The sequence below is a fragment of the Flavobacterium sp. MEB061 genome (assembly GCF_000834715.1).
In the GTDB taxonomy this organism is placed as follows: Bacteria; Bacteroidota; Bacteroidia; order Flavobacteriales; family Flavobacteriaceae; genus Flavobacterium; species Flavobacterium pectinovorum.
Genome location: NZ_JXQR01000028.1, coordinates 1 through 22279 on the forward strand (window position 1 = coordinate 1; position 22279 = coordinate 22279).

Below are 22279 nucleotides of genomic sequence, written 5' to 3' on the forward strand. Positions count from 1 at the left end.
CCAATCTTTTTTTGAGCAGAAAAAGCTCAAAAAAAGGATTTCCGCTTCTATCCCTAACGCAACCCCGAATTCTTAGAATTTTAGGGTTATTACTTTTCTAAAGCCTTCATTACCTGTAATGTCACAGGTTGTGTATTGCCAATATAAATTTTTTCATCAATAATAAAAACCGGACGGCTGATAAAAGTATAATGTTCCAGAATGTATTTTTTAAAATCAGCTTCGGTCAAATTCTTGTTTTTTAAATCCATTGATTTGTATAACTGTGCTTTTTTGCTGAATAAAGCTTCATAGCTTCCCGCAAGTTTATACATTTCTTCCAGTTCAGCTTCTGTAATCGGGTTTTGTTTAATATCGTGAAAAACCAGATTGTTGTCTTTTGGTAAACTTTTAATGATTTTTCGGCACGTATCGCAAGAAGCTAAGTAATATATTTTGTTCATGATTTCTGATTTATTAGAATACAAAGAAAATCCATTTGAAATATAAAAATGACTAATTTTATAAAAAAAATATAAATATGAGTTCAGTTTTTAAAGTACAGAAAACCATTCGCGAAATTCTCCTGAAGATTTTGGATAATCATTCATTGGAACAATTAAATAAAATTCCGGCAGGATATAGTAATAATTTAATTTGGAATGTGGCGCATTGTATTTCTTCACAACAAGTTTTAGTCTATAAATTATCAGGTTTGCCAACGCTGGTTTCTGATGAATTCATTGATAAATATAAAAAAGGAACAAAACCCGAAGGAGACGTTTCACAATCAGAACTTGATGAAATCAGAACATTACTTTTTTCAACTTTAGATAAAACTGAAAAAGATGTTAATGAGGGAATTTTTCAAAACTATACAACCTACCTGACAAGTATGGGGTTTGAACTCACAAATGTTCAGGATGCGTTAGACTTTGTGAATTACCATGAAGGAATTCATACCGGAATTATAATGAGTATTCGAAAGTTTGTATAAAAAAAGTCCCAATTAAGGGACTTTTTTGTTATTCTATTATTCTTTCTATTGTCACTTTCATCGCTCCTGCACCTTTGCTTTTTGTTATTTCCATAAAAGCTCTTTTCGAGAGGTCTAATTCACGCGTTTTTACAAACGGACCACGATCGGTAATTTTTACAATTACAAATTTCCCATTTGCTTCATTGGTTACTTTTATTCTAGTACCAAATGGGAGCTTTTTGTGGGCTGCAGTGTATTTGTTATTGTCAAATCTGCTTCCGTTTGCTGTTTTTCTTCCGGTAAATTTATCGGCGTAATAAGAAGCGTGTGCATTTTTTTTGTAAGGTTTTAATTTTAAACCATTATCAGTAAATATAGAATCACTTTCTAATGGCGGGACTGATAATTTTCCAATTTTTACTGTGTCCTGAATAATTTTAGGAGGTTCTACCGCTGTTTTGTTTTGACTCGTTATAGTAGTAAAACAACTTAAAAATGTAATTGCAAATAGAGAGAGGGTAATGTTTTTTTTAATTCTCATGGGTTATTGTTTTTCAGACTTGGGGACTTTGTACAAATAATATGCCGAGATAAAAAAAGCCCTAATTTTAGGGCTTTAGTTGATGGTTTTTAAAACCACAGATTCCAGGGGATTCTACTTAAAATAAGCAATAATCCTAAACCGTAAAAAATAGCAAATGTTTTAAATTTTGCTTCGCTATTAATTAGTTTTTTATGTTTAGACCATCCAATTGTGATTAGGATGATGGCTATGATATTGATTAGGGGGTGTTCTAATGAAGTTAATCGAAGTTCTGCGTTAGACATTTGTCCAAAAGCAGCTTTTCCCAAAGGAGAAACAAAATAAAGGATCAAACCGATTAATAATTGAGTATGAGTTCCGATTAATGCAAATAAGGCAATTTTGCGATCTTTACCAGTAAATTCTTTTTTTGAAGTTAATCCGATGATAGCATTTACAACGGCAATTAATAAAAGAAGCAAAGCTAAATATGCCCAGCCAGAGTGAAATTTTTGTAGAAAATAATACATAAATTGTTTTTTTGATTGAAACAAATATAACAAAAAAGGGTATAAAAAAACGGCATTGAACTTAAAAGTCAATGCCGTTTTTGATATTTATTTAGATTCTAAATATTAGAAATCGTAACGTAAGCTAAAGTTCCAAGTTCTACCGAAACCGAAGAATACTGCGTTATTAGTTGCAATTCCTCTGTAAACTAAACCATTTGAAGCGTAAGTTCCATTTGATCCGGCTGGTTGACCAGCTGCAACAGGAAGATTATCACTAGCAAAGTTGTTTGTTTTTGATTCAGCAATATAAACTGTGTCAAACAAGTTGTTTACGTTTAGTCTAAAGTTAACAGAGTTTGCTTTTGTTCTTCCAACTAACCATTTGTATGAAATACCTGCATCTACTAATCCATAAGAAGGTAACTCTAAAGCTCCTTTATTATCAGCAGCCGTAAAACTGTTTGGATTTAAGAAAGCATATAATTTTTCATTATAGTTGTAAGTTGCATCAACGTTCAATCTTGTAAGTACTTCATAAGTAGCTCCTAAAGAAGCTGTTAATTGTGCAGCATCACCAACTTTTACTTTGTCAAGATATAATAATGCGCTTTCAACTACATTATTTTGGTTGTCATAAGTAGTAGCGTTTGCTTCTCCTTCATATTCCCAATCTCCCATAGAGAACATTGCGTTAATTTTTAACTTGTCCATAACTCTTGCAGTACCTTCAAGTTCAATACCTGTATGTACTTCTGTAATTCCAGTATAGTCAAAATAACCTCCAGTATTTGTTGTTCTTGTATCGGTGATTCTTAAGTTTCTATCTTTCCAAGAAGTACGGTAAACGTTAACATTTGCGTTAAAGATACCTGAACGGAATCCGTATCCTGCCTCAAGACCTAATATTTTTTCATTTGTCAAAAGTGGGTTAACAATTGAAGCATTTCCAGGATAAACTGCGTTAAAGAAAGGTTGTTTAGAATAGTAACCTGCGTTAACGAATACATTGTGGTGTTCGTTAATGTTGTAGTTAGCTCCTCCTTTTACGTTTCCTCCCAGGATGTTTTCGTAATCTGTACTAGATAATGGATCAGAAGATGCATATTTAAAATAATCTACTCTTTTGAAACCTTGTTGAGAAATAGCTCCCTGAATAAATGCAGTCAAATTATCATTAGAATATTCTAATTGTGTAAATGCACCATACCAGTTTACATCACCATCATTGTTGAAGTTAATTTTTTCCTCTCCACTTGTACTTTTGAAAGGATTCCAAGAAGGATAAACAGAATTTGTTTGAGTTAAAACTCTATTAGGGCTGTTAACATTAAAATTATCTAAATAATTGTCAGCTCCTAAAAGGTTGTTGATATTTTGGTAGTGAAGACCTTTGTATCCTCTAACATCAATACCAGCATCTAAAGTAAAGTATTGTCCTAGTTTTTTATCTAAATTGATAATTGCACCATACCAGTTATGAGAGTTGATTGATGAAATTTGAGAAATACCAGCTCCAGTTCCTGCTGAACTTGACGTATTTTGATACTGACCAGCAGCATTTGGTGTACGTGTAATTGGTGTTGTTGCACCAGCAAGAGTTACTGGTTGACCAGAGTTGTATGCTACGATTTTGTCATAATCAACTAATCCGTCTGCAGTTCTTAATTTAGCGTTAGCGTAGTTACTTCCTTGAATTCCACCAGTACCATTTGTTCCACCACCACGTCCGAAAGAAGCGTATGCGATAGTTGATAATTTAGTAGTTTCGTTAATTTTGTAATCCCAGTTAAGAGAAGCTACCGGTTTGTGGTAGTAATTTCTTCTAATGTTAAATTCTTTTCCGTTTAAAAGACCCCAGTCAGAGTTGTATTTAATATTTGGATCAGTAGCAGTTCCGTATTTTTGGTACGTTTCTAAAGTAATATTACTTGTTCTTTGGTTGTGCCATTGAGGTGCACCAGTAAAAGTAAATTGAAAGTCGTGTTTGTTATCTTTAGTAGCATAACCAAGACCAATGTAGTAATTATCTCCATTAAATTTTGTTCCGTCTACATAACCGTCACCTTGAGTATGGCTGTATAAAACAGATGCAGAAAGACCACTGCTTAATTTTCCTGTAGAATAAGAAACTTGTGATTTGATATAGTTATCATTTCCAAATGAAGTTGAAACAGATCCTCCTTCTTTTAAATCAGAAGCTTTTGTCAAAATGTTAATTGTTCCTCCAACAGAAGCAATTGCTAATTTTGAAGATCCTAAACCTCTTTGAACCTGCATTGCAGAAGTTACATCAGATAAACCTGCCCAGTTACTCCAGTATACAGTTCCACCTTCCATGTCATTAACTGGCATACCGTTAATCATAACCGCAATATTTTTTTGGTCAAAACCACGAATACTTATTCTTGAATCTCCAAATCCACCACCTGATTTTGTAGTATATACAGAAGGAGTGTTTTTAAGAATTTCAGGAAATTCCTGAGAACCTAATTTCTCTTGAATTTCAGCTGCTTTAATAGTTGAAACCGCAACAGGAGTTTTTCTGTCTTTTGCGATATCTACTGTACTACTTTTAACAACAATCTCGCTTAATTCATTTGAATTTGCGCTTAAAGTAATAACACCTAAGTTAACAGTTCCTCCATTTGCAACAGTAAAAGAAATTGTTTTTGATTCATATCCAAGATAAGAAACAACAACTTGTCCAGATGTAGCTGAAGTTGTAATCGTAAATTTACCATCAAAATCACTTGAACCAGCGTCTGAAGATCCTTTAACTGCTGCATTTGCACCAGGTAAAGAAAGAGCACCATCGGTAATAGTACCCGTAATTTTGTTTTGAGAAAATGCGGTTGAAACTATCATGAACAATAGTCCCGTGAGTAACCAATTTTTCATTGTCTTCATTTGTTTATTTAGTTTATTGTTTTTGGCAAAATTATAACATTAAAATCAGATAATGTTATCAAAATGTTAAGAAAGGGTAGATTTGTTTAATCTGTTGCACATTAAAATGATTTTTTCTTTTTGTATTACTTAAAATCAGTTTTTTTTGAATTTACTGCCGTGTTTTTTGTTAAAATGATAATAATACAGCCTAACTTGTAGTGTTTAACTTTCAAAAACATCTGTTTTCTTTGTTAAATAACATGATTTATACGAAAAAACGCCTTAATTTTGTTAAATTAAGGCGTTTCAAATTCGCTATGTAATTTTTAAGTTAACTTATTGCTTAAAAAATGATTCAGTAAAAACGAAGTTGAGCTATCATGGCTTTTTACTGTTTTAGTATTTATTTCTTCTAAAATAGAATTTGCTAATTGCTTTCCTAATTCTACTCCCCATTGATCAAAACTAAAGATATTCCAAATAACCCCCTGAACAAAAATTTTGTGTTCGTATAGAGCAATCAAAGAACCCAAAGATTTTGGAGTTAGTTTTTGAATTAAGATCGTATTTGTTGGTTTGTTTCCGGTAAAAACTTTAAATGGCAATAAATAAGAGGCTTTTTCTGCAGCAAGTCCTTGTTTGTCAAATTCTGCCTGAACTTGCTCTGCTGTTTTTCCGTTCATCAAAGCTTCAGTTTGAGCAAAAAAGTTTGACATTAACTTGTCGTGATGATCTTCGTTTCCATATAATGGTTTTACGAATCCAATAAAATCAGTTGGGATTAATTTTGTTCCCTGATGAATCAATTGGAAAAAAGCATGTTGAGAATTGGTTCCCGGCTCTCCCCAAATAATTGTTCCAGTTTGGTAGTTTACAGGTTTTCCGTCACGGCCAACACTTTTTCCATTACTTTCCATTGTTGCTTGTTGCAGGTATGGAGCTAATTTTTGTAAATATTGTGTGTACGGAATCAAAGCTTCACTTTCGGCACCAAAAAAATTATTATACCAAACGCTCAATAAAGCTAAAGTTACCGGAATGTTCTGGTCAAATTCTGCAGTTTTGAAATGTTCATCCATTTCATTGGCGCCCTTCAATAAATCATTGTAATTGTCAAAACCAATTGCCAAAGCGATGCTTAAACCTACAGCGCTCCACAAAGAAAATCTTCCTCCAACCCAGTCCCACATCGGGAAAACATTATCAGGATTAATTCCAAATTCTGTTACTTTTTGAATGTTTGTAGAAACCGCCACAAAATGTTTTGCAATATCTTCTTTCTTAGCCGATTTTAAAAACCATTCTTTTATAGTTTCAGAATTTGATAAAGTTTCCTGAGTTGTAAAAGTTTTAGAAACAATCAGGAAAAGAGTTGTTTCCGGGTTCAGTTTTTTAATAACTTCATTTACGTGATCACCATCAACATTCGAAACAAAATGAACATTTAAATGGTTTTTGTAAAACTGTAAAGCTTCAACAGCCATAACCGGACCAAGATCAGAACCTCCAATACCGATATTTACTATGTCAGTAAAAGCTTTTCCGGTAAAACCTTTTCTTTCTCCCGAAATAATTTCCTTTGTAAACTTCTTGATTTTATTTTTTACTTCGTAAACTTCAGGAATTACATTTTCGCCATCAACTTTAATCGTTGCCGATTCCGGCGCGCGTAAAGCTGTGTGCAAAACTGCTCTGTTTTCGGTTTGATTGATGATTTCTCCGCCAAAATAATCAGCAATCGCATTTTTCAATCCAATTGAATTGGCCAATTCTAGCAAAAGTGAAATAGTTTCCTGATTGATATTGTTTTTAGAATAATCAACTAAAAAGTCATTCCATTGTAAATTGAATTTTTCAACGCGGGCATTATCCTGTTGAAACAATTCTTGTATCGTAGTTGCTTGAATCGCATTATAGTGGTTTTGCAGATTTTTCCACGCTTCAGTCCCGGTTGGGTTTGTTGTGTTTAAAGCCATTTTTGTTTGTATTGAAAGTTTGTTTATTGAAACACAAAAATACTGAAATTACTTTTAATAGCTTAAAGCTTCATAATTATATAACAATTAGTTACGAAAACGTTTTTCTTAAGAATTGCTATTTCGATTAAAGTTTTTTCCAGACGACTTTTGCCGTAACCGATTTTCCGCCTTGGGTTGTATTAACAACTATATATTCTAATTGACCGTTATTGTATTTGTAAGATCGTTTTTGCTCTGTTTGTTCCCAATTCGGGAAAGAAGCAGTTTCAATTTTAAAAGTAATAGTTTTCGTAGATTCATCGATTTCATATTTGCCAAAATGCGAATTGCTTCCTTGTACAATCGCTGCATTTTCTTCAGGAGTGCATTTGTTTTTATCTCCCGAGATTATTTTAAGCCTTTCATTTTTGTAAATTTGAATAGCATAGTTTCCTTTGTCGTCAAGAAATAATAACCCTTTTGGATTTGTTTCATACGGAAATGTTTTAGTTCCATCAGCATTTGTATTTTCAACAGAAATCAATTTCCACGTGCCAATTAATGTTTTTTCGATTTTTTGGGCAAAAGTAATATTGGCGATAAATAATACTATTGCAACCGTTTTTAGTTTTTTCATCTTAAAATGATTAATAGTTTACTTTAATAATTTCTCCGTTTACAGTACTTTCGACGCTTTTAAAATAAGCAGTTGTTAATTCATGAATCGGAATATCTGCAACTTTTGCCGGACTTATAGCATTCATGCGAATTCCTCTTTCAAGTTCTAAAGAAGCGGCGAGAATGAAACTGTTTATTCCGCCATTAACAATTGCTTTTGCCGCATTGTTTTTTACCGGTTTATCTCCCATTTTTCCAGAAGTCAAAGTAAAAGAGCCGTTGTCATTTAGATATTTCTGTCCGATTAAGACAAGATTTATTTGACCCAATAATTTATTCTGAATGCCAATGTTTAATTTTTCTTCGTCAAGCGAAAGTAATTCTCCCGTGTAACAATCGCCGGCAACACAAATGCAGGCATCAATTTTTCCGATTTGCTGAAATAATTTCTCAATCGAATTTACATCAGTAATATTTACATTAAAATCTCCGCTTGTTCTTCCGGCAGAAATAATTTCGTGATTTTTAGCAAATTCAGGTTTTAGTATTTTGCCGATTTCACCATTTGCTCCAATTAAAAGTATTTTCATTTTTACGAATTTTGTTTGTTATCAGATACAAAATTAGCGGGTTAGCTTTCAATGAAAATTGTACTTATTGGTACTAAAATTGTATTTTAGCCTGATGACAAACACAAATTTATATCTCCCTTTTGAAGTCGATGTAAAAGAACTTCAACAGTTCCCGAAAACAACGCGGAAGAATAATTTTTTTGAATTGATATATGTTGTAAGTGGAACCGGAATTCAGATTATTAATAATAATCAATTTCAATATCGCTCAGGGAATCTATTTCTTGTTACGCCTCAGGACATACATTCGTTTGAAATTTTAACGCCAACAAAATTCTTTTTTCTCCGATTTAACGAATATTATATCAAAACAAATTCTCAAAAAGGAATGCAGGAAACAGTGCAGCGTATGGAATATATTTTGCAAAACGCAAGTCATCGTCCAGGATGTATTTTAAAAAACACAGTCGACAAACCTTTAATTGCTTCGCTTATTGAAAGTGTCATAAACGAACAAACAAATCAGCAAATTTATCATCAAAAGATAACAGAGCAAATTGTAAATGCTATAATCACAATTGTAGCGAGAAATATTGCCTTAAAATTACCAAAGAATATTAAAGAAGCGACGGGTGAAGTTGTGCTTGAAATACTGCATTATATTCAGGAAAACATATATAATCCAAAACAATTAAAAGCAAATATAATAAGTGAGCATTTTAATATTTCGCTGAATTATTTCGGAAAGTATTTTAAGAAACAAACCGGAGAAACACTACAGGAATATATTTCAAATTATAAATTGAGATTAATCGAAGCGAGACTTTTAAATACTGATATGAGAATAAACGAAATTGCCGATGAACTTCATTTTTCAGATGAAAGTCATTTGAATAAGGTTTTTAGAAAACATAAAGGAATGAATCCGTCGGAGTTTAGGAAAACATTTTCCAAATAGCTTTTAATCTTAGAATTGAAAGTTTAAAAATCCGCCAATTATACTCTGGATAAAAGACTCAGGATAAATGATATTGGAAAAATAATGATACTAATCAAAAAAATTCTCAGTCCATTTTTTCGGTCTTCAGCATTATAAGAATAAATTCTTTCTCCATTCGGAAGCGTCTTTTTAGATCTCCAAAGAGAATATCCAATAACAATTCCAATTCCGCCGCCTAAAAGTGCAAATATGTATCCGGCAATAATCCAGGGTTTTTGATTTTCTTCCGGTTTAGCTAAGATTTTTAAGCGCTCCTTTTTTAAAGAAGCCAGCATTTCAGGATCGATAGTTTTTCCTCTATCCGTTAAAAGTTTTTGTGCTAGTTTATAATCGAAAACATTCCATTCGTCAGAATTTAAAAGAATTTCATACAGTTCTTCATTCGTGTAACTCAGCAAATAGTAATCTTTATCTATCATGTCAAGAAGATTTTCGGTGTCTTTTTCAAGAACAGCCTCAGCCTTTTCAAAATCTGACGGATCAATTTTTATTTCGTATTGATTTTGTAAAGTACTTCCGGAGAAAGTTACATCAACAGGAGGAATATTATCCCCTAAAACGGTTTTAATATTGTTTTGATTTAATAATACTTCAAGATCTTTAGCCTGATTTAATGTTGGGAAATTTCGGAAAGCAATAAAATTTTCAATCATAAATTTATTATTGATTTTTTGGATAAAATGATGCTACAAATTCCCAATACTATCCAATTCTCTTTTTAAAGGTTCCATTTGCTTTAAGAAACGGTTTCTGTCATTTCCTGTTAAAGATTCTCCCGTTGGAAGATTTAGGCGAAGTGCATCAACCTGAATTCCGTTTTTCCAGAAACGATAACAAACGTGTGGGCCAGAAGCTAGTCCTGTGCTTCCAACTAATCCTATTTTTTGTCCCTGTGTAACTCTTTGTCCGCGTTTTACTAAAATTCTGGACATGTGCAGATATTGAGTAGAGTAGGTACCGTTGTGTTTTACTTTTACAAAGTTTCCGTTTCCGGCCGTATAACCAGTCGCTTCAACAACTCCGGATGCAGTTGTAGAAATTGGTGTTCCTGTTGGAGCTGCATAATCAGTTCCTTTGTGTGCCTTCCAGGTATGTTGTACCGGATGAAATCTGTTCATCGTAAAACGTGAAGTGATTCGGCTAAATTTAATTGGAGTTTTTAAGAAGAAGTTTTTCAGTGTTTTTCCTTCATCGTCATAATATTCTACTTTTCCTGAAAGTGTGTCTTTTTCAAACGGAAAAGCATAAATAATTTTTCCTTTATATTCAAAAAATGCCGCTTCAAGTTCTTCAACGCCATCATAAACTTTTCCGTTTATAAAACGTTCAGTAAAAATTAATCCGTAACGATCTCCTTTTTTTAATTTAAAAAAGTCAATAGACCAGGAGAATACTTTGGTGATTCTGCTGGCAAGTGCTGTTTCTACACTTTCGTTTCCTAGAGTTTCAGATAATGAGCTTTTTAAAACACCACCAATTATTTTACGTTTAAAAGTTACAGGTTTTATTTTTTTATAAGCCTTTGCAACACTATCTCTAACATCAATTACATAATAAGTTAAAGCATCGGGCTGATAAATAAAAACTTCTAAATTGTTGGTTTTATTTTTAGATCGAAGAATTGTATAAGGTTTGTTGTATCGAATCGTTCTTACATCAAAAGAATCTTTAATCTGCTCGACAATATCGTACACTTTTTTGTCACCAATATTTTGGCTTTGGAAAATAGATCCAAACGAATCTCCTTTTTTTATAGTATCGTGAAGTACATTAAAGTCAGCGTAATTAAAACCAAATTCTATTTTTTTAGATTTTGGTTTGCTAATTTTAGTTTCTACCTTTTCAGCAGTTTTATTACATGAAAATATGGAAAATAATACTATTATAATTACGAATGCTTTTTTCAAACTTTTAAAATTTTTGAGAAATTAAACAGTGGTTTCATTTCCCCAATTGGACAATTCTTCTTCGGTCCACAATTTAGGAAAAAAGATGCGTCTTTGAAATTTTGGATGCATATATTTTTGCCAATCGCTTCCGCCAGTTGCCTCGCCATTGCCTTTTCCGCTTTCTAGTATGTATTTTCTTGCAGTATTAAGGTGTTGCATTACCCACGTAATATTTACCGTTTGATCGTAATGACGCATTGCCTTAATTAATTCCTCATTTTGCTGATCTGCTTGGGGTAACTGCGTAAATTTTTGCCAGATGTTTTTTGTTTTGAAAGATGACATTTGACGCAAAAACTGATCTTTATATTTGTTTTCAAATTCCTGAAGCAAATAAGATTTTTTTCCGGTTTGATAATCTTTTCCTGCGGCCTGCCAATACAAATGTTCGAAACTGGTTTCTGGATCTGTATTTTCATCAAAACTTTCCTTGTATCTGCGATCTGTCAAATTGATAACATCCGTAGATGCAAATTCGATTAATCTGTATTGTGCACTTTGAAAACCACTAGCAGGAGTCAAAGTATTTCTGAATTTCATGTATTGATCCACTTCCATTCCGTTTTCCATAATACTAAACGAATTCGTAAGCATGTCAAAATAACGTGTGATTCTGGACAATCTTTCACTAAAAAAATCTACCTGAATATTTTCTGTATCAGCAATTTGATCAATTTCCCACAAGATCATTTTAAAAATCAATTCGTTTACCTGATGATACATGATAAAAACCATTTCGTCAGGAAGTGTAGTACGCTGAATCTGTAAATTTAAAAGTGCATCAGTCTGAATGTAATCCCAATATGTAATTGGTTTTGACCAAAGCAAACCTTCAAGTTGTACATCTGTTTTCTGATTTATAGCTTGAAATTTAAGGTCAATTTCTTTTAAAAGTGATTCAGAATTATCTGTGGTGTTCATTATTTTTTTACTTTAAATGGATTTTTTAATCCTTTATATTCATCAAGATCTGCTTTGAGGGAACCTACTGCAAGATCTGCTTTTATTCTAATCGGAACTTTGTTATTGTCGTCTGATATCCAAAGTGTTAAGCTTTCTTTTTCCTTAAAAACTCTTCCTGTTTGTACCAATGGTTTAAAGACCATCGTAGAAACGGTTCCAAATTTAGTTGTAATATCCTGACGACCTACATATTTTAACTTAAATTTTGTGATTTCTTCATCAAAAAACATGTCGATTGTAATTGACTCTCCAGATTTTAGTTTATCAATGTTGGGATGATTTCGCAGGTAATAAAAAGACGAAACAATATCCTGCACATTATCAGTAAGAAGAATTGTTTTTTCGGTTTTTCGTTTATAATCTTTTACTAAAACTCTATTTTCTCCGTGGTTAAAAATACCTTCCTGATTTTTGGTATAACCGCCTTCGTCAATTTTTCTAACATAGCGATATGGTTCACCTGTTTGTCTGTCGAAATAACTTTCGTATAAATCTTCAACTTTAAAGAAAAATTTTGACATTCCGGTGGTGTATCCTTTACCCACGGCATGAAAAACCTTTTTATTATTTATGGTTGCGTCTTTAACTTCGAGTGTGGCATAACCGGCATTTACAATTCCATAATGGATTCTGAATTTAAAATATTCACCAGTATCAAAAGCATCTTCTTTTTGGGCGTCGAAACTGAGAACGGTAAGGGCTAATATGATGAGAACTAACTTTTTCATAGTACAATTTTTACATTTCATTATAAAGGTAATTAAATGCAAATTCTATTCCAAATGTACCAAAACAAAAAAACTCAGTCAAAAATGACTGAGTTTTTATGCTATTAACTAACCAAAAAACTATAAATTATGAAATTTATATCAATTCGAAAGGAAACCACCCCTTTCTGATTTGCGAGTGCAAAGGTAGATATAAAGTTCAAAAAACAAATAGCAAAAAGTAAGTTTAACATAACATTTGCATAAAAAGCATCGTTTTACCGAGAATTCTTCGATTTAATGTAAAAATATTGCGGTTTTACAAAGTTCCTCTTAATTCTTGTTCTCTTTCAATCGACTCAAAAAGGGCTTTAAAGTTTCCTGCGCCAAATCCTTTTGCCCCCATTCTTTGAATAATTTCAAAAAATAGCGTTGGTCTGTCCTGAACTGGCTTCGTAAATATTTGTAATAAATACCCATCTTCATCGGCATCGACCATGATGGCTAATTTTTCAATTTCGTTAATATCTTCTTTCATCATACCCATATGAACACCCAATCTTTCAGGAATTGCTTCATAATAAGTATGAGGAGGAGCAGATAAAAATTCAACTCCGCGTGCTTTTAACTGCGAAACTGTTTTTATAATATCATCTGTAGCAATGGCAATGTGCTGAATTCCGGGACCACCGTAAAAATCTAAATATTCTTCAATTTGAGATTTTTTCTTTCCTTCGGCTGGTTCGTTGATTGGAAATTTAATTCTTCCGTTTCCATTCGACATTACCTTACTCATCAATGCAGAATATTCTGTGGTAATCTGTTTATCATCAAAAGAAAGGAAATTTACAAATCCCATAACTTCTTCATAGAATTTTACCCAGGTATTCATTTCATTCCAACCCACATTTCCAACCATGTGATCAATATATTTTAATCCCGTTGGTTCCGGATTGTAGTCAGATTTCCATTCTTTATAACCTGGCAGAAAAACTCCGTTGTAGTTTTTTCTTTCTACAAAAATGTGAACTGTTTCTCCATATGTATAAATTCCTGAACGAACAACTTCACCAAACTCATCAGATTCAACCGTTGGTTCCATAAAAGAGCGGGCACCTCGTTTTATGGTTTCTTCATAAGCACTTCTCGCATCTTCAACCCAAAGTGCGGCAACTTTTACTCCGTCCCCGTGTTTTTTAAGATGTTCGTGAATTGGTGAATCTTGCGTTAATGGCGTTGTTAAAACAATTCTGATTTTGTCTTGTTTCAAAACATAAGACGCTCTGTCTCTAACTCCTGTTTCTAATCCTGCATACGCTAATGACTGATATCCAAAAGCAGTTTTATAATAATGTGCAGATTGTTTTGCGTTTCCTACGTAGAATTCTACATAATCGGTTCCTAATAATGGAAGGAAATCCTGCGCTCCTTCAAAGATTTTTTCTAAACCGTATTCTACTGATTTTACTTCTTTCATAATGAGATAATTTGAGAATGAGATAATGAGATAATTCCTAAAAATGTACTTAATTAGATTAATTTTCTAATTGGCACATTGACAAATTATCTAATTATTATTTCATTTTTGATGTTGATATTATTTTATTTAAAATTTTTAAAATTTCTGATAGATCATTTAATAAACGTTTGCAATTTGGATATTCTCTGTGCGCATCACACAAAAACAACCAATATTCTGTTTCGTCAGCTTCTTTAATTGCAATTTTTAATTTATGAATAAAATCTGCTTTGCTTTCTGCATTTTGTGACTCTTTCGAATTTGCCCCAATTGATGTTCCGCTTTTTAGTAATTGATTTGCAATTACAAACTTCTTCTGGTCTTGTAATTCAGTTGTATAGTCAATAATATTTAAGGCAAAACCGAAAGTTTTTATTAAAAGAGCGTTGTCCTTGTATTTTTCGTTGAAAGTCATGTTGTAATATGATAAATTAGAAAATTTGATAATGAGATAATTATTTTATGTAAGTTTAAATTTACAAATTAAATCATTTTTTATAATTATCTAATTTTCTAATTGCCGCATTTTCTAATTTTTGCGTTTTCAAGAACATTATCTAATTTTCTAATTAGCACATTATCTAATTATCTTACTCCGTCCAGGACTTATAATACTTGCCATCATCAAGCCCCATTGCTTCTTCAGTAACCATTAATGGTCTGAATGTATCAACCATAACGGCCAATTCCTGGGTTTCTTTGTGACCAATGCTACGTTCCATTGCGCCTGGTGCCGGTCCATGCGGAATTCCTTTTGGATGTAAAGTGATATGGCCCTGCTCGATATTATTACGGCTCATAAAATCGCCATCAACATAATACAAAACTTCGTCAGAATCTATATTACTGTGATTATAAGGTGCCGGAATTGCTTTCGGATGATAATCGTAAAGTCTCGGGCAGAAAGAACAAACGACAAAAGTTGCCGTTTCAAATGTTTGATGGACCGGAGGCGGTTGGTGAACACGTCCCGTTATAGGTTCAAAATTATGAATTGAAAATCCGTATGGGAAATTGTAACCGTCCCAACCCACAACGTCAAAAGGATGCGTTGCATAAACCACTTCGTGAATCATGCCTTCTTTTTTGATTTTAATTAAAAAATCACCTTTTTCGTCATGTGTTTCCAATTCGTTTGGTAAAATAAAATCACGTTCGCAAAATGGCGAATGCTCTAAATGCTGACCTGATTGGTTTTTATAACGTTTTGGAGTATAAAAAGGAGAGTAAGATTCGACATAAAAAAGTCGGTTTTCTTCCGTTTCAAATTCTATTTGGTAAATGATGCCTCTCGGAATAATAAGATAATCTCCATATTCAAAAGGAATATTTCCTAACATGGTTCTTAATTTTCCTTTTCCTTTATGGATGAAAAGCATTTCGTCGGCATCGGCATTTTTGTAGAAATAATTTCGAAGCGATTCTTTTGGAGCTGCAAGTCCGATAATACAGTCTTTATTGACCATCATGGCTTTTCGGCTGTCGAGAAAATCATTCTCCGGTTTTAATTCAAAACCTTTAAATAGTAATGACTTTATGTTTTTTCCGATTGCAATTTTTGGTTCAACCGAATAAGAGTTTAAAATTTCTTTAACCTGAGTTGGTCTGTGAACATGATATGATAATGACGAATGTCCGTGAAAACCTTCGGTTCCAAACAGTTGTTCGTAATAAAAACCTCCGTTAGGTTTTTCGAATTGCGTGTGTCTCTTTTGAGGGAAATCTCCAAGTTTATGATATAATGGCATGGCTTTTCAATTAGATAATTTGTAAATTAGATAATTCGAAAAAGGTGAATTGTGTGAACAGATAATCAGATCAATTTATTATTGACTAATCATCTCAATTCGTTGGTTTCACTCAGGATTTCTCTTGATGAGGAATTGAAGATATTCTAATAAACCTGTCCATTTTGTTTTCATTATAACAAATGTCGTAATTTTTATTGATTTAAATTATAAATCATACCATTTAATAACCGCAAATTAATCTAAAATTTTTGACATTACAACGATATAGTTGCAAAATAATTCAATTTTTTCTCAATTAAAGCAAATTTGAAAAGCAAAAAATTTAACCGCAAAGTCCGCAAAGTTTTTTACTATTAGGTTTTATAAAGAAGGGAAAGTTCGCAAAGCTTTGTATTGATTTAGCTTTGCGAGCTTTGCATTTTGACAAAACTTAAAATATTTTAAAAAACTTTGCGGACTTTGCGGTTAAATAATTACGTTTTTCCACAAAATTTAAAGAATTGAGATTAGAACAAAAATCCGATACTAAACCAGGTAAAACTTTTTGACATTTCCGGCGACCACGAATGCTTAATTTCGATTGGTCCTATAATTGTTTCCAAACCGTAGCCTATAGCATAACCAGAATATTTTGGCATAGAAACCCAATCAACAGTCGTAAAAATATCATCACCAAGATTGGCATAATTAGCAGAAATATTAACGTGATTTTTTTTCAATATTTCATAATCAAGCGTCAATGCTGTTTTTATATAACTGTTTCCGGCAATACTTAAAAAATCATATCCGTAGAAATAATTAAAATTGTTGATCTTATTATATCCATATCCACCTAATATATAATCAAAAAAAGGAACGCTGTCACTGCCAATATTAAATCCGGCATCGGCTTCGATTTTAAAAGTAGCTTTTTTGAATAATCTGTCAACAAAAGCAATTTCTGCCTTTGCTGTAGAAAAAGGTTTGAATTTTCGTGTATAATCTGAAGATGCCAAATAGGTTTGCACATCTGTCGAAAAATATATTCCCGAGTGAGGGAAACTTTTATTATCTAAAGAATCGTATTTTAAATACCCGAAAACACTAAAATAACTGCTTTTTTCGATGATGTTATCTTCATTAGAAAGTGTTGGCGAATTTATTTTCAAGTATTTATATTCAAACCCGCCGCCCATTAAAAATTTTTGCACAAAAATAGTTTGAAAATAAGCCTGATTCGTAACGTCCATAAAGTCAACGTTAATTAAATTTCCCGGACTTTCTGTAATTAAACTGCTGAAACTATTGGTCACATTTCGATTAAATTGATTTAATCTCGAACGAAATCCAAAACTTATATTAAAACCATTTTCAACATAATAATTAAGATCATATCTAAAATTATCTCCTAAAATAATGTCTAAAGAAGTTACATCATTTTTCAAAAATGTTTTTTTATGTGTAAGATTTAATAAAATTCCGCTTTTATAAAGTCCATCATAATGCAAACCCAATTTCAAATACGTTTGCGTTGGATTTTCTCTTAATACCAAATCTAAATCATCCTCATTTCCATTTGGTTGTAAACAATAAGAAATCGCACTAAAGTTTTGTGTCGCATCCAAATTGTTCATTCCGGCTTTTAAATCATCATAAGTAATAGTACTTTCGGGTTTAAAACGAAGTTTCCCGCGAATATATTCTTTAGTATAATTGTCTAATTTATCGCTGTTTATTTTTTTAATTTGAATAGTGTCAGAGCTTATTTTTAGCTTTGGTTTTTTATAAAAAGTAGTTTCGTTTGTCAGAGCTTTGATTTTTTCGTAAACAGCAAAAGCAGCTTCTTCACCTTTTCTTATTATTTCTTCGCCTTTATCAAATGAAATTACGCCATAATCACGAATGTCGGGTTTTATGTAAACATCGGTGTCTTTGATTTTGTTTTTCATTTTGTCAATCGACTGAAGATTGGTGATTTGTACCAAAATTCTCGTTGCATTTTTTAGGCTTTTTCGGTTTAGTAAATCATCCTGAACATCAACACCAATTATAATGTCTGCACCAAGATTACGAACTTCTTTTATAGGATAATTATTAACCACTCCACCATCAACCAATAATTTTCCGTCGATTTCTACCGGAGTAAAGAGGGAAGGAAAAGCCGCGCTGGCCATCATTGCCTGAACAAGATTGCCTTTGTTTAGTAAAACTTCTTCACCGGTTTCGATGTTTGTACCAATACATAAAAACGGAGTTGGCAATTTGTTAAAATCGCGAACATGCCTAACATTTCGGGTTAAACTGCTTAATAAATTATAATTATACATTCCCTTTGAAAGTGCTTCGGGAATACCAACTCTGAAATTACTAAAAGGTAAAACAATGGCATACAATTCATCATTTTTTTTGCCATAAAAGTTTTTGGACGAACGCGGAATATAATCGTTTATCAATTCGTCAAAATTGGTTTTTTTGAAAATAGAATCAATTTGAGAGGCGTTGTAGCCAGAAGCATAAAGTCCGCCAATTATAGATCCCATACTGGTTCCGCCAATATAATCGATTTTGATTCCGGCTTCTTCCAAAACTTTTAAAACTCCAATATGTGCAAATCCTTTGGCACCGCCGCCACTTAAAACCAAACCTATTTTGGGTCTTTTTACGCTGTCTTGTTGTTCCTGCGAAAATGTTTGTTGCGAATTAAAAAATAAAAATACGAGAACTACCAACTGAACAAACCAGTTGGAAATGGAAAAAAATTGTTTTGAACAAGTATTCGTAATGTACAGCTGAATTGGGCGCATAAGAAATAACTAGTTGGTTTTGTAAAAGTCGACAATTTTTTTGGCTTTTGATACTCCTACAACGTCAGATATTTCTTTTTCGGTAGCCAATTTTACTCTTTTAACACTTTTGAAATGTTGTATTAACGTAAGCATCGTTTTTTCGCCAATGCCCGGTATGCTTTCTACAGAAGAATTGAGCGCGGCTTTGCTTCGTTTGTCACGATGAAACGTGATTCCGAAACGGTGCGCTTCATTTCTTAACTGCTGAATTACTTTTAACGTTTCAGATTTTTTATCTAAATATAACGGAATGGAATCTCCCGGGTAAAATAATTCTTCGAGACGTTTTGCAATCCCGATAATGGCAATTTTTCCTCTTAAACCTAAATCGTCAATACTTTTTAAAGCAGCAGATAATTGTCCTTTTCCTCCATCAATAATAATCAATTGCGGGAGCGGTTCATTTTCATCCAGTAATCTTTTGTAACGACGATACACAATTTCGGTCATCGATGCAAAATCGTCAGGGCCTTCAACGGTTTTTACGTTAAAATGGCGATAATCTTTTTTACTGGCTTTTCCATCTTTAAAAACTACGCAGGCCGCAACGGGATTGGTTCCCTGGATATTTGAGTTATCAAAACATTCAATATGTCGTGGTTCTACAGGCAGGCGCAAATCTTTTTGCATCTGTGCCATAATACGATTTACATGTCGGTCAGGATCTACAATTTGCAATTGTTTCAGTTGTTCGATTCTGTAAAACTTAGCATTTCTGATTGATAAATCCAGAATCTGTTTTTTGTCACCAAGCTGCGGAACGGTGGTTTTTATTTTTTCTCCCAAATCAATTTCAAACGGAACAATTACTTCTCTAGATAATAAATTAAAACGTTCGCGCATTTCTATAATCGCAAGTTCCAATAATTCTTCATCGGTTTCGTCCAGTTTTTTCTTGATTTCCATGGTGTGCGAACGAATAATCGAACCGTGCGAAATTTGTAAAAAATTCACGTAAGCCGCACTTTCATCCGATACAATCGAAAACACGTCGATATTGGTAATTTTCGGATTTACAATTGTTGATCTCGACTGGTAATTCTCAAGAATTTCTATTTTTTCTTTGATTTTCTGCGCTTCTTCAAAATGTAGATTCTGCGCATAATCGTTCATCAAACGCTTAAAATCTTTCATGCTTTCTTTAAAATTTCCTTTCAGAATTTCGCGAATAGCATCAATTTGTCTTTGATAATCTTCAAATGATTCATGACCTTCGCAAGGGCCTTTGCAATTGCCAATATGATATTCAAGACAAACTTTAAATTTACCCGAATTGATATTTGATTGACTTAAATCGTAATTGCAGGTTCTTAACGGATACAATTCTTTGATTAAATCAAGAATTGTATGCACCATTTTAAAATTCGTATACGGTCCAAAATATTCAGACCCATCTTTGACCATTCTTCGGGTCAGGAATATTCTCGAAAAAGGTTCTTTTTTAATGCAAATCCACGGGTAACTTTTGTCATCGCGCAACAACACATTATAGCGTGGCTGCAATGTTTTGATCAGGTTATTTTCTAATAAAAGCGCATCAGTTTCTGTAGGAACAACGATATGTTTGATGGTTACAATTTTTCGAACCAGCACATTTGTTTTTCGCGTATCGTGAATCTTATTAAAATAAGAAGAAACCCTTTTTTTTAGATTTTTGGCTTTGCCAACGTACAATATTTTATCGTCTTTATCATAATATTGATACACACCGGGATTGTCCGGCAAGGTTTGAATCTGTAGTTCTAAAGACGGTTTTTGCATTCTGTTTTTTGTTTCTGAAGATGTCTGAAAAGCGTTCCAAAAACCATTCCGATTTTCATTTGAAGCTTAACATTGATTTAGTTCCAAATTTACGAAATCAAAAGAATAATTTCTATATTTAGATTTTATAATTCATATGAAAAATAACAAGCCCATGATTATTTTTGGCGAACCGGTTTTGCCAGGAGAACATAAAACAATCAACGTTGAAATTGCCCGATTACACACGACTACAAAACTAAATATTCCTATTATTGTACGTCGCTCAAAGCTTGATGGCCCTGTGGTTTTATTCTCTGCAGGAATTCACGGCGACGAAATAAATGGTGTCGAAATTGTGCGTCAGATCATTAGCAAAAAAATAAATCGCCCAACACGCGGTACTATTATTTGTATTCCGATTATCAATATTTATGGTTTTGTAAATAAATCGCGAGAGTTTCCTGACGGGCGTGATTTAAATCGTGTTTTTCCAGGAAGTAAAAAAGGTTCGTTAGCAAGTCGTTTTGCGTTTCATATCGTAGCCGAAATTTTGCCTATTATAGATTACGCAGTCGATTTTCATGCCGGAGGTGCCAGTAGATTTAATGCTCCGCAAATTAGAATCACGGAAAACAACAAGGAATTAAAACTTTTGGCAGATGTTTTTAATGCGCCTTTTACCCTTTATTCTAAAAATATTGGTGGTTCTTTCAGAAATACATCAGAAAAAGCCAATGTGAAAATGTTGCTTTTTGAAGGCGGAAAATCATTAGATATCAATAATGTTATTGCAAATGAAGGTGTGATGGGAGTAAAGCGTTTACTGAATTATTTAGGAATGCTTGATCCAATTCAGATTGTAGAAGAACCAGAAAGCCCTTCGATTTTTATTAAAAACTCAGTTTGGCTGCGTGCGAAATGCTCCGGTTTATTGCATGATTATAATTTGATTGGCAAGTTTGTTACCAAAGGAACTATTTTGGCGATTATTACAGATCCGTTTGGTAAATTCGAGCAAAAAGTAAAAGCACCGCACGAAGGATATGTCATTAATGCTAATCATTCGCCAATTGTGTATGAAGGCGATGCTATTTATCATATTTCTAAAAATAATCCAGGAGAAGAAGATGCCGACGAATAAAAAAGAATTACGATTACATTATAAAAGTCTTCGGGCAGCACTTTCGCCTGACGAAATTGAAGAAAAAAGTCTGGCTGTAGCCAATGAATTACTGCAATTGCCTATTTGGGATAAAACCTATTACCATGTTTTTTTACCGATAGAAGAACAAAAAGAAGTCAATACCGAATATGTTTTGCATTTGCTTTCCGGAAAAGATAAAGAAATCGTGATCTCAAAAAGTGATTTTGAAACCAGAAAGATGTCTCACTTTTTATTGACAGATAATACCAAAATCAAAAAAAACGAATACAATATTCCTGAACCAGTAAATGGTTTGCCGGTTCCATCTGAAACTATTGAAGTAGTTTTTGTACCACTTTTGGCTTTTGATATTTTTGGAAACCGAATTGGTTACGGAAAAGGTTTTTACGATAAATTCCTGGCAGAATGCAAACCGGAAACCATCAAAATTGGTCTTTCATTTTTTGAAGCCGTAAACCAAATCGATGATGTTTTTGAATCAGATGTAAAATTGGATTATTGCGTTACGCCTGAGAAAATATATACATTTTAATTTTCACCATATTGTTTTGTAGAGACGCACAGCAGTGCGTGTACGCAATCTTTGTCGATATACTGGGTGTAGACGCACTGCTGTGCGTCTCTACG

Annotated in this window: 20 protein-coding genes; 4 read left to right on the forward strand and 16 right to left on the reverse strand. The window is 33.0% G+C overall.

Annotated features, from left to right (window positions below):
* Positions 1 to 89 precede the first annotated feature (89 nt).
* Positions 90 to 443, reverse strand: a complete 354-nt coding sequence (locus RT99_RS14510) for an arsenate reductase family protein (RefSeq protein WP_042565482.1) — start codon at positions 441 to 443, stop codon at positions 90 to 92.
* A 77-nt stretch (positions 444 to 520) separates the two neighbouring features.
* Here RT99_RS14510 and RT99_RS14515 point away from each other — a divergent pair, with 77 nt between their 5' ends.
* Complete coding sequence (locus RT99_RS14515) at positions 521 to 976, forward strand: DinB family protein (RefSeq protein ID WP_042565483.1); 456 nt, start codon at positions 521 to 523, stop codon at positions 974 to 976.
* 28 nt (positions 977 to 1004) lie between these two features.
* Here the strand turns inward: RT99_RS14515 and RT99_RS14520 are convergent, their stop codons facing one another.
* From RT99_RS14520 to RT99_RS14545, 6 genes are all read right to left on the reverse strand, one after another.
* The gene (locus tag RT99_RS14520; RefSeq protein ID WP_042565484.1) at positions 1005 to 1499 is read right to left on the reverse strand and encodes a septal ring lytic transglycosylase RlpA family protein; all 495 of its coding nucleotides are present in this window, start codon (positions 1497 to 1499) and stop codon (positions 1005 to 1007) included.
* Positions 1500 to 1588: 89 nt separating this feature from the next.
* The gene (locus tag RT99_RS14525) at positions 1589 to 2011 is read right to left on the reverse strand and encodes a hypothetical protein (RefSeq protein ID WP_042565485.1); all 423 of its coding nucleotides are present in this window, start codon (positions 2009 to 2011) and stop codon (positions 1589 to 1591) included.
* A 105-nt stretch (positions 2012 to 2116) separates the two neighbouring features.
* Positions 2117 to 4900, reverse strand: a complete 2784-nt coding sequence (locus RT99_RS14530; RefSeq protein ID WP_042565486.1) for a TonB-dependent receptor — start codon at positions 4898 to 4900, stop codon at positions 2117 to 2119.
* Positions 4901 to 5208: 308 nt separating this feature from the next.
* Positions 5209 to 6858 (reverse strand): glucose-6-phosphate isomerase, encoded by a 1650-nt coding sequence (gene pgi, locus RT99_RS14535; protein WP_042565487.1) that lies wholly within the window; start codon positions 6856 to 6858, stop codon positions 5209 to 5211.
* A gap of 127 nt (positions 6859 to 6985) precedes the next feature.
* On the reverse strand, positions 6986 to 7477 hold the full coding sequence (locus tag RT99_RS14540) for a lipocalin-like domain-containing protein (protein WP_042565488.1): 492 nt from the start codon (positions 7475 to 7477) through the stop codon (positions 6986 to 6988).
* A gap of 10 nt (positions 7478 to 7487) precedes the next feature.
* Entirely contained in the window at positions 7488 to 8048 is a 561-nt protein-coding gene (locus tag RT99_RS14545; RefSeq protein ID WP_042565489.1) for a short chain dehydrogenase, read from the reverse strand.
* 94 nt (positions 8049 to 8142) lie between these two features.
* Between RT99_RS14545 and RT99_RS14550 the strand changes: the two genes are divergently transcribed.
* The gene (locus RT99_RS14550) at positions 8143 to 8988 is read left to right on the forward strand and encodes an AraC family transcriptional regulator (RefSeq protein WP_042565490.1); all 846 of its coding nucleotides are present in this window, start codon (positions 8143 to 8145) and stop codon (positions 8986 to 8988) included.
* Positions 8989 to 9026: 38 nt separating this feature from the next.
* On the opposite strand, the gene RT99_RS14555 is transcribed toward RT99_RS14550, so the two are convergent.
* The 9 genes from RT99_RS14555 to uvrC all read right to left on the reverse strand — a co-directional run bounded on the left by RT99_RS14555 (position 9027) and on the right by uvrC (position 20505).
* Complete coding sequence (locus tag RT99_RS14555) at positions 9027 to 9683, reverse strand: hypothetical protein (protein ID WP_042565491.1); 657 nt, start codon at positions 9681 to 9683, stop codon at positions 9027 to 9029.
* Between the two features lie 33 nt (positions 9684 to 9716).
* Positions 9717 to 10937, reverse strand: coding sequence for a peptidoglycan DD-metalloendopeptidase family protein (locus RT99_RS14560; protein ID WP_042565492.1), 1221 nt, complete (start codon positions 10935 to 10937; stop codon positions 9717 to 9719).
* A 21-nt stretch (positions 10938 to 10958) separates the two neighbouring features.
* On the reverse strand, positions 10959 to 11900 hold the full coding sequence (locus RT99_RS14565) for a tryptophan 2,3-dioxygenase family protein (protein ID WP_042565493.1): 942 nt from the start codon (positions 11898 to 11900) through the stop codon (positions 10959 to 10961).
* Entirely contained in the window at positions 11900 to 12670 is a 771-nt protein-coding gene (locus RT99_RS14570) for a DUF3108 domain-containing protein (RefSeq protein WP_042565572.1), read from the reverse strand. Before RT99_RS14570 ends, RT99_RS14565 begins: the two co-directional genes overlap by 1 nt.
* Before the next feature lie 298 nt (positions 12671 to 12968).
* Entirely contained in the window at positions 12969 to 14129 is a 1161-nt protein-coding gene (hppD, locus tag RT99_RS14575; protein ID WP_042565494.1) for a 4-hydroxyphenylpyruvate dioxygenase, read from the reverse strand.
* Between the two features lie 94 nt (positions 14130 to 14223).
* Positions 14224 to 14583, reverse strand: coding sequence for a four helix bundle protein (locus RT99_RS14580; RefSeq protein WP_042565495.1), 360 nt, complete (start codon positions 14581 to 14583; stop codon positions 14224 to 14226).
* Positions 14584 to 14758: 175 nt separating this feature from the next.
* Positions 14759 to 15916: a homogentisate 1,2-dioxygenase gene (locus tag RT99_RS14585; protein WP_042565496.1), complete on the reverse strand. Its 1158-nt coding sequence runs from the start codon at positions 15914 to 15916 to the stop codon at positions 14759 to 14761.
* A 509-nt stretch (positions 15917 to 16425) separates the two neighbouring features.
* Positions 16426 to 18702 (reverse strand): patatin-like phospholipase family protein, encoded by a 2277-nt coding sequence (locus RT99_RS14590; protein WP_042565497.1) that lies wholly within the window; start codon positions 18700 to 18702, stop codon positions 16426 to 16428.
* Positions 18703 to 18711: 9 nt separating this feature from the next.
* Positions 18712 to 20505 (reverse strand): excinuclease ABC subunit UvrC, encoded by a 1794-nt coding sequence (gene uvrC, locus RT99_RS14595; protein WP_042565498.1) that lies wholly within the window; start codon positions 20503 to 20505, stop codon positions 18712 to 18714.
* A 136-nt stretch (positions 20506 to 20641) separates the two neighbouring features.
* On the opposite strand from uvrC, the gene RT99_RS14600 reads away from it, so the two are divergent.
* Complete coding sequence (locus RT99_RS14600; protein WP_042565499.1) at positions 20642 to 21628, forward strand: succinylglutamate desuccinylase/aspartoacylase family protein; 987 nt, start codon at positions 20642 to 20644, stop codon at positions 21626 to 21628.
* On the forward strand, positions 21615 to 22184 hold the full coding sequence (locus RT99_RS14605; protein ID WP_042565500.1) for a 5-formyltetrahydrofolate cyclo-ligase: 570 nt from the start codon (positions 21615 to 21617) through the stop codon (positions 22182 to 22184). The genes RT99_RS14600 and RT99_RS14605 overlap by 14 nt, the downstream gene beginning before the upstream one ends.
* Positions 22185 to 22279 lie beyond the last annotated feature (95 nt).